The following is a 15425-nucleotide window of genomic DNA, read 5'->3' on the forward strand; positions in this document are numbered from 1 at the left end:
CGGCGCGGGGCCGGTTTCTGTCGGACCCCCCACGTAGAATCATGCAGGTAGGACACAGTCGGAGGGGTAATGTGCGGCCGGCGGACCGGCCGCACCGCAAGTCCCTCCGGCGCTTCGGAACCGGGGGTTCTGTGATGAGTGAAATCGGACAGGAACGACTGCTGCCGCCGCGTCAGCACGGGACATCGTGGCGCGAATCGGAATACCGGGCCATCGCCGCGGAACTGCGGGCGGGTAGAGCATTGCCCGATATCGCCGCGGAGCTCGGCCGGACCCCGTCCGCCGTCCAGGCGGCATTGCGGAACTTCGTTCCGCCGGAGGAGAAGGTACGCGCGAACGACCGGGCCGGATGGATCCGGGACCGCATGGCGGCCGATCCGCACTGGGACTGGTGGGCGGTCGTACTGGACCATCACCGGCACGGCCCGTCCGCGCTCTGGCTCACCGAACACGAGCACATCGCCCGCGGCGCCTGGCGTGATCGCACGCCCATGCCGGTGCTCGCCCAGCGGCTCGATACCGCCGAAATCGAAGTGGCCGCGTTCCTGCGCGCGCTCGGGCTCGCGGAGAACCTGGCCGAGGTCGCCGATCGGCTCGGCGCGACGCCCGGCCAGGCGCTGGCCAAACGGGTCAACGCGGCCCGCGATCAGGAGCAGTACGCCACCTGGATCCTGGTGGTCGACGGTGCCGCGGGCACCGTGAAGCCGCGTAGCGCGCCGGTGCGCCGGCATGTCTCGGTACACGAGAGCCGGGCCGCCGCCGAAGCGGGCCGGGACCGGGTGCTGCGCTGGCACCGCCGGACGGCGGGTGACAGCACCGCACCCGTCTGGTGGACGATCGCCCAGCGCGGAGTCGGTGATGCCGCCGGCCGCACCTATTGCGGCGTTTTCACCCCGCGCCTGATCGACAGCGGAGTCCGCGCCGACGCACTGGCGGTCGGGGACCGGATCCTCATCGCCGGATCGGACGGTACTCCCCAGGAGGCGCTGGTCGAATCGATCGCTCAGCGTGGTGAGGTCGTCGTCGCCGACCTCGGGCCGGTCGGCGATTCCCGGGTCCACCAGGTGATCGAATTCGATGCCGGCGAGCGAGTGGAAGTGCTCACCGCTCGGGAGTGACGGTCCCCCGATGCCCGGCCGATTCCGCGCGGCCGGGCATCAGCGCGGAGGCGACCACGATGGCCACGGCCATGACGGCCACCGCCACGAACACCAGATGCACTCCCTCGGCCAGCGCCGTCGGCGAGGGAGTGCCGGTATCGCCCACCCGCGAATTCACGAGCGCGCCGAACACGGCTACACCGACGGCACTGCCGATGGACCGGGCGAACATGTTGGCCGAGGTCACCACGCCCCGTTCACCCCAGGTGGCGCTGGTCTGGGCGGCGATCAATGTCGGACTCGCCACCAGCCCCATGCCGAGGCCGATGACGAAACAGGTGAGGGCGACCTGCGCGATGGACGTCGAGGGCCCGATGAACAGGGTGCCGACGGCACCGACCGTGGCGGTGACGCCGCCGATGAGGGCGGTGCGCCGGAAGCCGATGCGCAGATACACCCGGCCGGACTGGGATGCCGAGACAGGCCAGCCCAGGGTCAGCGCGCCGACCGTCAACCCGCCCACCACCGCCCCGGCGCCCAGCACACCCTGGGCGAAGGTCGGAACATAGGATGTGAGCCCGAGCAACAACGCGCCCACCAGCGCGGAGATCGCCGAACTGGCGACCACCACGCGCCGGGTGAAAAGCCATAGCGGCAGTACCGGATCGGCGGCCCGGCGTTCCACGAGGACGAACACCACCAGCACCGCGGCGCCGCCGGCGAAGATCGCGATACTGGTCGGCGAGGTCCAGGCCCAGGCGCGGCCGCCCTCGAGCAACCCCAGGATGATCGCCCCCGCGCCGGAGGTCAGCAGCAGCGCACCGGTGTAATCCACCTGACGGCGTCGCCGGGAAGGGGTTTCGGTGAAATGGCGCAGCAACATCCACCCGGCCCACGCCGACAACGGCAGATTGACCAGGAAGATCCAGCGCCAGCCGACGTATTCGGCGAAGACACCACCCAGCAGCGGACCCGAGACCGAGGAGAAGGCCCAGACACCCGCGAGATAGCCCTGGACCTTCGCGCGTTCGGCCAGGGTGTACAGGTCGCCGGCGATCGTCATGGTCATGGGCTGGATGGCCCCCGCACCGATACCCTGCACCGCCCGGAACACGATCAGCCAGAGCATGCTGCCCGCGAGCCCGCACAGCAGCGAGCCGACAGCGAAGACAGCGATCCCGAACAACAGCACCGGTTTACGGCCCACGGTATCGGCGATCTTGCCGTACACCGGCACCGTGACGGCCTGGGCGAGCAGATAGACGGAGAACAACCACGGGAACTGGGCGAAACCGCCCAGGCTCTCGGTGATGGTGAGCACCGCGGTCGCGATGATGGTGGAATCGAGTGCGATCAGACCGGTGGCCAGCATGAGCGATCCGAGGATCGCGCCTCGTTCGGAGCGGAGCCCCACATCGGTTCGCACCGTCTCCGCCACCACTGTCGCACCTCTTTCTCCGGACCGGACACGTCAACACGATCGCCGGGTCACCGTATTCCCCGCGCCACCGCGGGCGCCGCCGCATTTCCACATGATGAGACGGCTGGATCTGTTCGCGAGGCCTCGGGCGCCGACCGGGGCCCACCCTCCGGAGTAGACGGACGAGATCGGCGGACGCGTGCCCGACAGGCCCGGACCGGATCACCATCCGGCAAGTCCTGATGGTCGCCGGACTGTGGACAGCTCCGCGCATACGCTCGGTCGCTCCGAGACCGGGCGTGCCCGACGACGAACACCGATCATCGCGAGAAGGCGCACACCGCGGAGTGCGTGGCTTGTGCCGCAGAGCAACACTGCTTCCCGAACTGCTGTGAGCCCGCACAGAGCGGCTGTGGCACAGCCGAACCGGTGGCTAGCATCCGCGCCATGACAGCTCTTCCACGCTCGCGCCGACCGGGGGTTTGCGCCCGTATCCTGTTCGGTGGATCGGCCACCGCATTCGTGATCCTCACCGCCGGTTGTGGTGGTGCGGCGGAACCGGCGGACCCCGCGGCGATCTGGGACCCGTGCGGCCTTCCGGCCGGGCTGCTCACCGCATCGGGGTTCGCGCCGGGGTCGATTCGGCGCGATGTGGCCACCGAACCGGGTTGGGCGGGCTGCGGATGGAGTAGTGAGCGGGCGGCGCTGCGCGTCCTGTTCTCCGCCGACGGGTCGCCGGACGAGGTCGCCGGTGCCGGCGACACCCGGACCGAGGTCACCCTCGCGGACCGCACCGGCCGGCTACTGCACGCCGGCGCCGCCGAGACCGCGACGACCTGTACCGTCGCCCTGCCCACCGCCGACGGCGGCGTGGTGCGGGTCCGGGTCGACAGCGCCGTGGGCGCGACCGAGAACGCCTGCCCTCGGGCCGAACGCGCGGCAAGCGCCCTTGCACCCGCGTTCCCGGCCTGATCAGCGGGTTCGACCACAACTCGGACCACTGTGACCGGTCACAAGCCGGAAGGTCGGTGCCTGCACGGTCGTCCAATCGAGTTCGCAAAGCCACCCGGAACAGGACACATGATCATTACTGTGGAGCCGCAGTCTCGCCACCCAGGGGTAGAAGGAGTCAGCAGCATGACCGTCGACACGACCAGAACCAAGCTGACGCTATCCGGCCAGCCCATGTCCGCCCCATTACAGGATGTGCGCAAACTGTCCCGCCGCATGGTGGGCCATTTCGTGGAGAACGTGGTCCCCTGCGGGACGCTGCCCGGGGACGCCATCCACGGCGATGTCACCACCATCACCCGGACCTGCCTCGAACTCGCGGTCAGCATGCTCGACGGCAAGGACATTCCGGAGAAGACCCGGCGGCTGGAGAACGCCGCAGCCGGCTGGGCGCGCGAAGGCGTCCCGATCGACACCATCCACCATGCCGTGCACGAGGGTTTCCGGCTCGGCCTGGACCTGGTGGTGTCCAATGCGACCGTCACCGACTACTCGGCGCTGGTCGACGGGGCCAAGCTGGTCGTCGAGATGCTGGACACGATGACCGTCTGTATCTCCATGGCCTACGTCCGCGAACTACGGTCGGTGGTGAGCGAACACCACACCGCCGTGCACACCCTGACCTCCGCGCTGCTCGGCGGGCACAGCACCTCCACCATGGCCCGCGAGTGCGGCATCGAGATCGCCCCCGCCTACACCGTTTTGGCGATGGCCATTCCGGCCCACCCGGACGAAGCGGTCCCGGCGCTGGACGGCAAGGTGGTCGCGCGCCGCAAACTACGCCGGGTCCAGGCCGAACTGGCGACCCGCTGCGAGGATTCGGCGCTGTCGCTGCTGAGCGTGGACGGAGGGACGGTCCTGCTCCCCGCCGAGATCCTGACCGGCGAGCAGCTCGACGAACTGGTCGCGCAGCTGTCGCGGGCGGCCCAGGTGCCGATCAGCGCCGCGGTGGTGGAGGCGCCCACCGCGGAGGTCCCCTCGGCGGCGGATCAGGCCCACGAACTGCTGGATATGGTGCAGCGGCTCGACTGTGTGCCGGGACTGTACCGGTTCGACGATATGGCCCTGGAATACCAGCTGACCCGGCCCGGCCCCGGCCGCGAATACCTGGGATCGCTTCTGGATCCGCTCGACGATCATCCGGAGCTGCTGGAAACTCTGCAGCGTCATATCAGCAACAACCTGAACCGGCAGCGCACCGCCCGGCTGATGCACATCCACACCAATACCATCGACTATCGGCTCAAGCGGGTCGCCCAGCTCACCGGCTTCGATCCCACTCAGCCGTCGGGCCTGTGGTACCTGCGGTCCGCTCTCGTGGCGCGCAGCTACCGGGCGAGCTGACCCTCACGCCCGCCCCTGACCGCTGCGTACCTGAGCCACATAGGCGCGCGACACGGCCGCGGTCAGCGTATCGAGCACATCGACCACGAAACATCCGTCCACGCTCTCGGCCGCGGCGCCCACGGTCTGCCGTGCTGTCGAACTACGCAGACCCAGGCCGCTTTTCACCCCTTCGTGCAGGGCGTGCTGAATAACCTCGAGCGGCACGTCCTCACGCGCCCAGCGCGCGGCGGCCACCTCGAGCCGGGCCAGCACCTGGCGTCCGGACGGATCCGAATCGTCGAGCAGTGCCAGCGCCATGCCCAGTCCCACTCGGAAGGCCGTCTCGAAATCCGAGCCGGGCCGTTCGCGCGCGGCCGGACGGGCGCTGTCGGCCGACCAGATCCACATCAGCTCCGCCGGATCCGGGACCTCGAATGTCTCGTCCCGGGGCTGCTCCGGCTCACGGTCGTACTGCTCACCCGTGCACATACGTGCTCCCTCCACCAGCGACCGGCAACCGATATGGACAAACGTATAGTTACCCACCTTTCTCCGGCCGACACATCGCCCGGACTTCGGTCCACCTCGGAACTCGGGTCGGCAAAGATAGTGAGACGTCCCATCAACAGATACTTCCGTTTCGTGCGGTCGCCCACCGGCGGAACCGGTCGCTGTGCCCGGACCACGACGAGCGCCACGCCGCTGCCCCCGGTTAAGGTGCGGCGGTGGATACCGGTGATCTGATAGACCGCAGCAGTTCCATCGCGGAGCGGCTCACGACGACCCAGGCGGCGCCGCCGTCGTGGCTGGTACTCGCCACCGCGGTGGCGGCGCTGCTCCTGGTGGCCTACGGCCCGCTGTGGCGGATCACCCGCAATGTGGTCACCATCGCGCACGAGGGCGGACACGCGCTGGTGGCGCTGCTCAGCGGACGTCGGCTCAATGCCATCACCCTGCATTCGGATACCTCGGGACTCACGGTGTCCAGCGGAAAACCCTACGGGCTCGGCATGATCCTGACCGCGCTGGCCGGCTACCCGGCGCCACCCCTGGTCGGACTCGGATTCGCCGCGCTGCTGGGCGCCGGGCGCATCACCCTCATGCTGTGGATCGCGATCGCCGCGCTGGCCGTGATGCTGGTGATGATCCGGAACGTGTACGGCGTGGTCTCCGTGGTGACCACCGGCGCACTGGTTTTCGCGGTGTCGTGGTTCGGCTCCGATGCGTTGCAGGCCGGGTTCGCCTATCTCGCGACCTGGTTGCTGTTGCTGGCCGGCAGCCGCCCGGTACTGGAACTGCAGCGCACCCGCTCCCGGATGCGTGACGGCACCACCGACGCCGACCAGCTGGCCCGGCTCACCCGGTTGCCGGGCCTGCTCTGGGTGGTCGTCTTCCTGGCCGTCGCCCTCGGCGCACTCGTAGCCGGGGCGGGCCTGCTCCTGTCGGCGACCGCGGGGATCTGCCTGCCGGTCCCCAACGGCGCGGACTGCCCGGCGAGCTGATCCCGCCGGGCGCGCGCTCAGCCGACGCTCTCGGCCGCGGCGAGTTCCTTCTTCCAGGCCCGGAAGCTCTCCTCGGTGCGCCCCCGGCGCCAGTACCCGGAAATGGATGCGAACTCCGCGGAGACACCGCGTTCCTTGCGGATGTAGGGGCGCAGATTGTGCATCACGGCCTGCGCCTCCCCGTGGATGAAGACCTGCACCCGGCCCGGCAACCACGGCGCCGACCGTACCGCGCCGATCAGGGGCGCGTTGTCACCGGCGCGGTCGTCGCCGACCTCGTGGGCGCCGCCGCCGCGGTGTACCCAGGTGACGTCGACCAGCGCCTCGGAGGTCAAGGGGATCTCGTCGGCCTGGCTGGCGACCTCGATGAACACCTTCGCCGGCGCCCCCTCGGGCAGCGCCGCCACGGCGGCGGAGATGGCGGGCAGCGCCGCCTCGTCACCGGCGAGCAGATGCCAATCGGCGTCCGCGCGCGGGGCGTAGGCTCCGCCGGGGCCGAAGAACGTGACCTGCTCGCCCGGCCGTACCGCGGCGGCCCACGGGCCCGCGACGCCCTCGTCGCCGTGCACCACGAAGTCGATGGCGATCTCGCGGGCCGCGGTGTCCACCGAACGGACCGTGTACGTGCGCATCACCTCGCCGTCGGGGCGATCGAACAGCAGTTTCACATACGCGTCGGTGAATTCGTTCGCGTCGAAGTCGTCGAATCCGGGATCACCCAGGTACACCCGCACGATATGTGGGCCGAGCCACTCCGTCCGGCTGACGGTCATGGTCGTGCGCTTTCTGGCCATCCGGCCTCCTTCACTAATTAGGTTTACCTAAGCGAACGTACCAGCCGTATCGGACCGGTTGTGTAGCGTCCGTCTCGTACCGACCGAAATATCCGGCAAGGAACCATTTTTGGGTTAATCTCACACAAACTTCCGGACGAAGGCACCAATCATGACCGCGGCAACCGTCATCCGCCCGCTGGCGCCCAGCGAACAGATCTTCGCATTCAGCGAGGTCTTCGTCGGATACTGCGCCCGAATGTCGGGGCGGATCGACCTCAGCGCACTGGCCGCCGCCTTCGAGGTCCTGGTCACGGCCCACCCCATCCTGGGGGCGCAGCTCGCGCCCACCGAGCCGGTCGGCCACACCCTGGTCACCTCCGGACCGCCCGAGGTCGTGCTGACCGTCGCCGACGGCGACCCGGAACAGTTGCTGACCGGCGCCGACCCGGATCAGCGCCGCGCGCTGGGCACACTGCACGTGGTGCGGTCGGGCGATACCGCGAGCGTCACACTGCTGGTGCACCACAGTATCGCCGACGCCACCCACGGCCTGCACCTGCTCGAGCAGCTGTGGCACTGCTACGTGGCCGCCGCGGCCGGGCGAGGCCCCACACTCCCGCCCACCCGGCAGCCGATGCCGGTGGAGGATCTGCTGGCCGGCCGGGGAGTCGTGCGCCGGCCCGTCTCGGGCGGTACCGAACCGCAGCGGGCCGCACCGCCGTTACCCCCGGCGGATGCGCTGAGCGCGAACGAACACCCGTACCCGCCCCTGCTCACCACCCGCTGCCGGCTGAGCCGGGAGCAGACCGGCGCGCTCGTCGCATACGGGCACCGGGCGGGAGTGACCGTGCACAGTCTGGTGGCGGCCGCCCTGCTGCTCACCGAATCCGAGGCCCGGCAGCTGCCGGTCGACGAACTGCTGTGTTCGTATTCGGTGGATCTGCGGCGTCGGGTCCGGCCGCCCATCGGCCCGACCGAGGGAACGAATGTGCTGGGATTCGCCGGGTACCGGCCGGTGCCCGGTACCGAGGCCACTCTCACGGCGCTGGCCCGCGGCGTTTTCCACGCGCTGCGCACCGACCTCGCCTCCGGCTACATCCAGCAGACCCCGCTCCAGCTTCCCGACACCCTGGCCGCCCCACCGGCCAACCCGTTCGACACGGTGATGACCACGAACTGGGGGCGATTACCCCGGCTGTCGGTGCCTACGCTCCGAATCCACGACTTCCGCACCACCATGATCGCGAAACCCGATCCGACCGGACGCCGCCCCCCACAGGCCGGCGGCGGCACCAGCATCATCACCACCTACGACGACCGTCTCAGCGTCGAGATCCACCATCCCCCCGAGTTCACTCCGGTGCAGACCCCCCGGATCGAACGGCTGGAGAACCTGCTCACCCACCTCTGACCTCGCCGGCGCGAAAGTCCCGGCACACCGTGGCCGAGCGATCGCCGCCCCGAGACCGGGCACGGCCGGCAGCACGGACGGACCGGTGACTCAGACTCCCTGGAGCGAGGCCAGCTCGAGCACCGTGATATCCGACGGAGCCGCCACCCGCACCGGCGGCCCCCAGGCGCCGGCCCCGCGGGTCACGTACAGCGCGGTCGCCCCGTACAGCTCCAACCCCGCCACGGTCGGGTTGGGCAGGCGCGCGATCAGATTGCCCGGCCACAACTGTCCCCCGTGGGTGTGCCCGGACAATTGCAGATCGACCCCGTGGGCCACGGATTCGTGGACCACGACCGGCTGGTGGGCCAGCAGGACACAGGCTCGCCCGGTATCCCGGCCGTCCAGCGCCGCCGCGAAATCGGGTCCCCGGCCGATAGCGGTTCCCCTGGGATCGTCGACCCCGGCGAGATCGAAGTACGGCAGCGACACCCGCGCGTTGAGCAGCACCTTCATACCCAGTTCCGCGGCTCGGGCCAGCCACGCGTCGGCGTCGGCGAAGTATTCGTGGTTGCCCGGTACGTAATAGGCGCCCAGGGGTGCGGTGAGACCGGCCAAGGGTTCGGTTTCGGCCCGCAGATCGTCCACCGTCCCGTCGGCGAGATCGCCGACGACCGCGATGAGGTCCGGGCGGGTGTCGTTCACCGTGCGCACCACCCGTTCGCAGAACGCGCGGCCCAGCGCCGGCCCCAGATGCAGATCGCTGACCAGGGCTATCCGCAGACCGTGGGCCTGTGCGGGCAGTTTCGCCAGCGGTACGGTCACCCGCCGCACCGCCGGCCCGTCCAGGACTCCGTAGGTACCGGTCCCCACGATCGCACCGGCCGCGATCACGGTGGCCCCGGCGGCCAGCCGGGAAACCAGCAGGCGTCGCGACAGGGTCCGGGCCACCGGAGGCGGCGCCTCGGCGGATACCGCGGTGGCGGGGTCCGACCCCGCGGGGCCCGCCACGCCGGGAAGGCCCGACCGTGTCGCGCCGGTACCGGACGCGTCCCCTACCGCGGCGCCGACCGGTTGCGGGGTCACGTCCGACCCGGCCGTGGGCGCCGCGTCCGCCACGACGCGGGTTTCGCTCCCCCCGGCCGGTGCCGCGGTGCCGGCGTCGCGCCGGACCAGGCCGCGCAGCAGCAGCGGCCGGATGACCTCCCCGGCCAGCACGCCGAGCAGCAGATAGAGGAACAGCGCTGCCCACAGGAAGCCGGGCCAGGTCAACCAGCGCCAGTCGGCCCGGTCCACCTCGGCGAACATCACGCCGAAAGCACCACACATGGCGATCGCGCCGGCCCCGAGCACGATACCGCCGGGTATCCGCCAGCGAGATCCGTCCCGCGTGGTGTCGCGAACGAGCCGCCGCCACAGGTACCAGTGCAGCCCGGCGATCAACCACGCCACGGCCAGTCCTGTGAGCACGGAAACTACTACCACGGAGGATGCCTCTCCCGACCGATTGATTGTGCGGCTGATGAATCTACCCTTCGCCGCCCGGTCCTCCGTGGCCCCCGCACCCGTTACCCCGCACCGCGGTCACACGCGGGCCGGCGCGACCGGTCCGGCAACCACGGATAACAGCATGTCGCCGTGATCATCGGGTCCTTCGGCATCACACCGGCATTCGCGCCGCCGCGGCGCCCGCGGCCGGTGTCACACCGACCCGGTGACCCCCAGCCCGAACGGACCGGACGGTGGAAGCTCCCCGTCCTGTCGTCCGGCCAGCAGCCATTTCAAGATCTTTCCCGTTTCTCCGCGCGGCAGCGCCGACAGGAAGGTCACGTCCCGGGGCACCGAGAAACGGCTGAGTCGATGCCGGATATAGGTGCGCACCATATCCGAATCCAGTCCCGCCCCTTCGTGTTTCACCACGAACGCCGCGAGCCGCTGGCCGAATTCGGGGTCCGGGACACCCACCACCGCCACTTCGCTGACCTGGGGCAGATGCGCCAGGGCCTCCTCCACCGGCCGCGGGAAAACGTTCTCGCCCCCGGAGATGATCATCTCGTCGTCCCGGCCGGCGACGAACAACCGGCCGTTGACGTCGAAGTATCCGAGGTCCCCGGTGTCGAGCATGCCGTGCGCTTCGTCGGGCGGCGCGGAATTGACGTAGCCGTCGAACAGCATGTGGTTGCCGACGAAGATATGCCCGGTGGCGCCGACAGGCACCGGTTTGCGGTCGGGTCCGAGCACCGAGACCCGGGTGCCCAGCGGCGGCCGCCCGGCGGTGGTGGGCGCGAAGCGCAGATCGGCGGGGGTGGCGATGGTCGCCCAGGAGACCTCGGTGGATCCGTAGACGTTGTAGAGGATGTCGCCGTAGGCGTCCATGAACCGCAGCACCGTCGCACCCGCCAGCGGTGCCCCGCAACTGATCACCTGACGCAGGCTCGAGGTGTCGTAGCGGGCGCGTACCGCCGGGGGCAGATCCAGTATCCGATTCACCATGGTGGGCACCACGATCACAGTGGCCACCCGGTGCTCGGCGACCGCGCGCAGGCAGTCCTCGGCATCGAAGCGTTCCGGCAACACGACCGTGCACCGCAGCGCGGTACTCAGCTGCAACCCGGCCAGCCCCCAGGTGTGGAACAGCGGCGCCGGGATGAGCATCGTCGATTCCATCTCCATCGGGATCCGCGACAGCAACGCGGCGATGGTGCCGAATCCTTTGGGATGTGGCCGCCGCGCGCCTTTCGGCACGCCGCTGGTGCCCGAGGTGAGCACGATCAGCCGACCGGGATGTGCGGGCCGACGGAACTCCGTCTCCCCCGTCTCGATCAGATCCTCGAGGGTGTACCGCCCGGGAGAGGGCGGCCGCTGGTCGGTAGTGAACCGAGGCAGATCGTCGTGCAGATACTGCACCAGTTGTTCGAGGTCGCCGTCGACGAACAGGGCCGAGAGCCGGTGCCGCTGTACGATCTGCTCGATGGTGCGCGCGGACAGTCCGGCATTGAGCAGCGCGACGTCCACGCCGAGTTTACCGGCGGCCACCATGGTTTCGACCATTCCGGCGTGGTTGCGGGACAGTAGTCCGATCGCGTCACCCGCGCCGAGTCCCACGGCCGCCATCGCACCGGCCAGGAGGGTGCTGCGCCGGTCCATCTCGGCGAACGTGCGCGACCCCTGATCGTCGATCACGGCGAGCCGGGCCGGAGCGTACGCGGCTCCGGCCGCGTACCCGCCCGCCAGATTGAATCCCCACTTGTTCAGGGACAGCAGCTGTTTCACCACCGTATCGGGCCGGGTGCGGACCACCCCGCTGACGGTGACCTGACGCAGCACCTCGAGCTGGCGGCGTACCAGCGAACCCTCCCCGTTGACCACCGTGGACGTCCGCGCGCCGCGCAGGATATCGGCGATCCGGCGCAGACCCTTGGCGGTCCAGTCCTGGATCGCCGAATTCGACAGGTCGGTGAGGTGCCGATGCACCCGCCCCGGCGCGAAGAAGGTGATCGATACGGTGCTGCGGTCGCCCTCGCCGTACATTCGCAGGGCCGCGAAACTGCCGATCTCCGGCGCGTGCAGTTCCAGGCTCTCGTACCACCGGCCGGTGACCACGCGCACGCGCAGCACCCGGATACCGGCTTCCGGCGTACCGAGCCGGAATTCGAACACCGGCTCCGCGCCGGGCCGGTCCAGCCCGGCGCAGGCACCGATACCGGTGAACACCCGCGGATAGGTCTGCGGGTCGAGGAGCAGTTCCCAGACAGCGGCACGCGCCGCGGGAATCTCCGCGACCATATCTATGACGTCGGTAACCAACTCCCGCAACTTCTCGTCGGCCCGCAACGAACAACCGGGTCGGCGGGGTAACCCATCTGTAATCTCTCTCACAATAGCCCGGCGCCGCAGTTGTTACCAGCGAGTAGCAATGGTCTGTGACAGGTCACGAAGCCGTTTGCCCGGCGTTCACCACAGGTGCCGAACCCGCCTGTTGGAGCTTGCCCAAGCCGGACGGCCGCCCCGGTGTGAGAACTCCCAGCGACCGCGCACTCCACCAGCACAGCTGTTGTGCGCGAACTACATTCGGCCGCGTACCGCCAGCTCGCGACCCGGAGGACCACGATGCACCAGAGCCGACGCCGGGTGGCCATCACCCACATCGACGAGATTCTCGACTATTTCGGCAAATGCGCGTCCTGCGGATATCCGGCCCGCGCCGAATCCACCCGGCGCGTATTCGACAACGGCGAGATCGAGACACTCGTGATCGCCAGTTGCTCGCTACCCTGCGGCTGGTCCGATCGGGTATCGCCCACGAAGATGACCGGCCCCGCGGCCTGACCCACGGGTATGCCGCCCGCGGCCGCCGCCACACCGGTGCGGCACGATGAGGTCCATGGAACTGCGAATCTTCACCGAACCACAGCAGGGCGCCGACTACCCGACGCTGCTGAGCGTGGCCCGCGCCGCCGAGGACCTCGGCTTCGGGGCATTCTTCCGTTCCGATCACTATCTGCACATGGGCTCGGTCGACGGACTGCCCGGCCCCACCGATGCCTGGATCACACTGGCCGGCCTGGCCCGGGAGACCAGCCGGATCCGTCTCGGCACCCTGGTCACCGCCGCCACCTTCCGGCTGCCGGGACCGCTGGCCATCCAGGTGGCCCAGGTCGATCAGATGTCGGGAGGCCGGGTGGAGCTCGGACTCGGCACCGGCTGGTTCGCCGATGAGCACACTGCCTATGGGATACCGTTCCCGGACGACAAATTCGGCCGCTTCGAAGAACAGCTGGCCGTGATCACGGGGCTCTGGGAAACCCGGCTCGGTGACACCTTCGACTTCACCGGCAAGTACTACGAGCTGGTGAAATCCCCCGCCCTGCCCAAGCCTGTCCAGCAGCCGGTCCCGGTGATCGTCGGCGGCCAGGGACCGAAACGCACCCCGCGCCTCGCCGCGCGATACGCGACCGAGTTCAATGCCCCGTTCGTCTCGGTGGACGACAGCGCCGCCCAGTTCGACCGGGTGCGCGCCGCGGTCGCCGCGGGAGGCCGCGCGGCCGACAGCATGGTGTACTCCAATGCGCTGGTCGCCTGCGTGGGGGCGAACGAAGCGGAGATCGCGCGCCGCGCCGACGCGATCGGCCGCGAGGTGGACGAACTACGGGCCAACGGACTGGCCGGGTCCCCCGCGGAAGTCGTCGACAAGATCGGGCGCTACCGGGAGATCGGCACCCAGCGGATCTACTTGCAGATCCTGGACCTCGCCGACCTCGACCATCTGGAGCTCATCGCCGGCGAGGTCGCCGCACAGTTGTGAGTCCGGCGGGCGGACGGGGCCGCGGGCTCCGTCCGCCCGGCGGCCGGATCACCGGTACGCGGCAGCCACCCCGTCGATCAGATGCTCGAGCGTCTCGTAGGCGGGGATATCGACGATATCCACCAGGTCCGGGGACACCGGGACGTCGTGTTCGGTGACCACCTCGTCGAAGCGGGCCACATCCCCGGTCCGGAAACCGTGTTCGGCGGCCAGCGATTGCAACTCGGCATCGTTGTGCAGGAGCGCACCGATCTCCTCCCCCTCCGGGGTGAGTGGGACGACGGTGTGCCGGGACAGCACGGTGGGCGACGGGTACAGCAACACCGAATCGGGCCGCAGGCGGCCCTCGACCGCGGCCGCCACATACTGCGCCTCGTAGATCCAGGTCATCGGGGTCGGCCCCATACCCGCGGTCAGGTATTCCTCGAAGGGGCCCGTGCTGGAGCCCTCGGTGTACCCCTGCGCCAGGAACAGGCGCTGCAGAGTGGGCAGCACATGCCGTTCGGCGGTGGCCCCACGCACGACCGCGTGATCGTTGACCACGTAACTGGCCACCGCCAGGTACATGGCCGCCGAATTCGAAGTCCGGGCGTCGGTGGTGCTGACCAGGATGTTCTTACCCACCCGGTAGGAGGTGTTACCGGCAAGCTCGTCCCACCGCACGCCGCGCTGGACGAGATCGATATAGGCGGAGAAATCCAGGCTGGGCGCCGGACCGTCGAACTTCACCACACCGGCCGCGTCCAGCAATTGCACGATGGGGGTGAAGGTGGCGATCGCCATGGGCGAATAGAACGGTACGAACTGGGTGCTCACCCCCACCTCTCGTTTCAGCCGTTCGGCCGCCGGCAGGCTGGACGGGAACGCGAAAGCCCGGCCGTCCAGGTTCACCGAGGTGGAGATCTCCCGCGATCCGGCCGCCTCGACCCGCACGTCGTAGCCGTGCGCGGCGAACACCCGGGCGACCCGCTCGTCGGCGAAGAACGCCGTCTTCTCCGAACCGACCACCCCGGTGACCTTCGTCAGCGGCGCCCCGGCGACCGGTACCGCCGGGGCGCGAGTGGAATCGGGTCGCGACACCGCCCAGGCCGTGGCGCCCACGGCCACCACACCCGCGGCCCCCGCCAGCGCGAACAGTCCGCGACGGTCGGTCCGCAGCCGACGATCGGTATCGTCCGGTTCGGTCGCGGCGGCCGGTGCGCCCTCGGACACCGCGACCGGGCCGACGCCCGGGGCGCCGACCGCCTCGGTGGCACCGGCCTCCTCGGCGGATTCGAATTCCCGGCGCACCACCCGTTCCACGAGAATAGGAACGAAATCACGGACCGTGCTCGCGGCGAACCGTTCGTGTGCGGTCCGGATCGCGACGTTCACCTCGTCGGGTGAATGATCCTCGGAATAGGCGGCGGCCAGTCGGCCCGCGAGTTCGCGTATCGCTTTCTGCTCCCGAGCCGTTTTGTCCTCGGGGGCCCTGCTTTTCGGGACGGTATCGAGTGCCACGTATATCTCCTCGGCGCCGGGCATGGAATCGAAACGACCCGCCGGGCCGATCCACAGCCGACAACCCTACCGCCACAAAGTATTCGGATACTCCC

13 protein-coding genes are annotated in these 15425 nt (G+C 69.4%); 7 read left to right on the plus strand and 6 right to left on the minus strand.

Features of this window, described 5'->3' with window-relative positions:
• Positions 1 to 134: 134 nt before the first annotated feature.
• The gene (locus ABZV91_RS01760) at positions 135 to 1118 is read left to right on the plus strand and encodes a hypothetical protein (protein ID WP_355233889.1); all 984 of its coding nucleotides are present in this window, start codon (positions 135 to 137) and stop codon (positions 1116 to 1118) included.
• On the opposite strand, the gene ABZV91_RS01765 is transcribed toward ABZV91_RS01760, so the two are convergent.
• On the minus strand, positions 1102 to 2541 hold the full coding sequence (locus ABZV91_RS01765) for an MDR family MFS transporter (RefSeq protein WP_355233891.1): 1440 nt from the start codon (positions 2539 to 2541) through the stop codon (positions 1102 to 1104). The two genes, ABZV91_RS01760 and ABZV91_RS01765, sit on opposite strands and share 17 nt — an antisense overlap.
• A gap of 426 nt (positions 2542 to 2967) precedes the next feature.
• On the opposite strand from ABZV91_RS01765, the gene ABZV91_RS01770 reads away from it, so the two are divergent.
• A complete protein-coding gene (locus ABZV91_RS01770; RefSeq protein ID WP_355233893.1) occupies positions 2968 to 3492 on the plus strand; it encodes a DUF3558 family protein in 525 nt (174 codons plus the stop codon).
• 165 nt (positions 3493 to 3657) lie between these two features.
• Positions 3658 to 4875, plus strand: a complete 1218-nt coding sequence (locus ABZV91_RS01775) for a helix-turn-helix domain-containing protein (protein ID WP_355233895.1) — start codon at positions 3658 to 3660, stop codon at positions 4873 to 4875.
• A gap of 3 nt (positions 4876 to 4878) precedes the next feature.
• Here ABZV91_RS01775 and ABZV91_RS01780 read toward each other — a convergent pair whose 3' ends face one another.
• On the minus strand, positions 4879 to 5346 hold the full coding sequence (locus tag ABZV91_RS01780) for a hypothetical protein (protein WP_355233897.1): 468 nt from the start codon (positions 5344 to 5346) through the stop codon (positions 4879 to 4881).
• Positions 5347 to 5582: 236 nt separating this feature from the next.
• On the opposite strand from ABZV91_RS01780, the gene ABZV91_RS01785 reads away from it, so the two are divergent.
• A complete protein-coding gene (locus tag ABZV91_RS01785) occupies positions 5583 to 6359 on the plus strand; it encodes a M50 family metallopeptidase (RefSeq protein WP_355233899.1) in 777 nt (258 codons plus the stop codon).
• Positions 6360 to 6376: 17 nt separating this feature from the next.
• On the opposite strand, the gene ABZV91_RS01790 is transcribed toward ABZV91_RS01785, so the two are convergent.
• Positions 6377 to 7153 (minus strand): siderophore-interacting protein, encoded by a 777-nt coding sequence (locus tag ABZV91_RS01790; RefSeq protein ID WP_355233901.1) that lies wholly within the window; start codon positions 7151 to 7153, stop codon positions 6377 to 6379.
• Between the two features lie 151 nt (positions 7154 to 7304).
• On the opposite strand from ABZV91_RS01790, the gene ABZV91_RS01795 reads away from it, so the two are divergent.
• The gene (locus ABZV91_RS01795) at positions 7305 to 8546 is read left to right on the plus strand and encodes a hypothetical protein (protein ID WP_355233903.1); all 1242 of its coding nucleotides are present in this window, start codon (positions 7305 to 7307) and stop codon (positions 8544 to 8546) included.
• A 90-nt stretch (positions 8547 to 8636) separates the two neighbouring features.
• On the opposite strand, the gene ABZV91_RS01800 is transcribed toward ABZV91_RS01795, so the two are convergent.
• Complete coding sequence (locus ABZV91_RS01800) at positions 8637 to 10010, minus strand: metallophosphoesterase (protein ID WP_355233905.1); 1374 nt, start codon at positions 10008 to 10010, stop codon at positions 8637 to 8639.
• A gap of 216 nt (positions 10011 to 10226) precedes the next feature.
• Positions 10227 to 12311, minus strand: a complete 2085-nt coding sequence (locus tag ABZV91_RS01805; protein WP_355233969.1) for an AMP-binding protein — start codon at positions 12309 to 12311, stop codon at positions 10227 to 10229.
• A 324-nt stretch (positions 12312 to 12635) separates the two neighbouring features.
• On the opposite strand from ABZV91_RS01805, the gene ABZV91_RS01810 reads away from it, so the two are divergent.
• Both ABZV91_RS01810 and ABZV91_RS01815 read left to right on the plus strand, forming a co-directional pair.
• Positions 12636 to 12854 carry a hypothetical protein gene (locus ABZV91_RS01810; protein ID WP_355233907.1) on the plus strand — a complete coding sequence of 73 codons (219 nt, stop codon included), beginning with the start codon at positions 12636 to 12638 and terminating at the stop codon, positions 12852 to 12854.
• A 55-nt stretch (positions 12855 to 12909) separates the two neighbouring features.
• Complete coding sequence (locus ABZV91_RS01815; protein WP_355233909.1) at positions 12910 to 13830, plus strand: LLM class F420-dependent oxidoreductase; 921 nt, start codon at positions 12910 to 12912, stop codon at positions 13828 to 13830.
• A gap of 48 nt (positions 13831 to 13878) precedes the next feature.
• Here the strand turns inward: ABZV91_RS01815 and ABZV91_RS01820 are convergent, their stop codons facing one another.
• The gene (locus tag ABZV91_RS01820; RefSeq protein WP_355233911.1) at positions 13879 to 15330 is read right to left on the minus strand and encodes a three-helix bundle dimerization domain-containing protein; all 1452 of its coding nucleotides are present in this window, start codon (positions 15328 to 15330) and stop codon (positions 13879 to 13881) included.
• Positions 15331 to 15425 lie beyond the last annotated feature (95 nt).

The sequence above is a fragment of the Nocardia sp. NPDC004568 genome (genome assembly GCF_040609955.1).
GTDB lineage: Bacteria > Actinomycetota > Actinomycetes > Mycobacteriales > Mycobacteriaceae > Nocardia.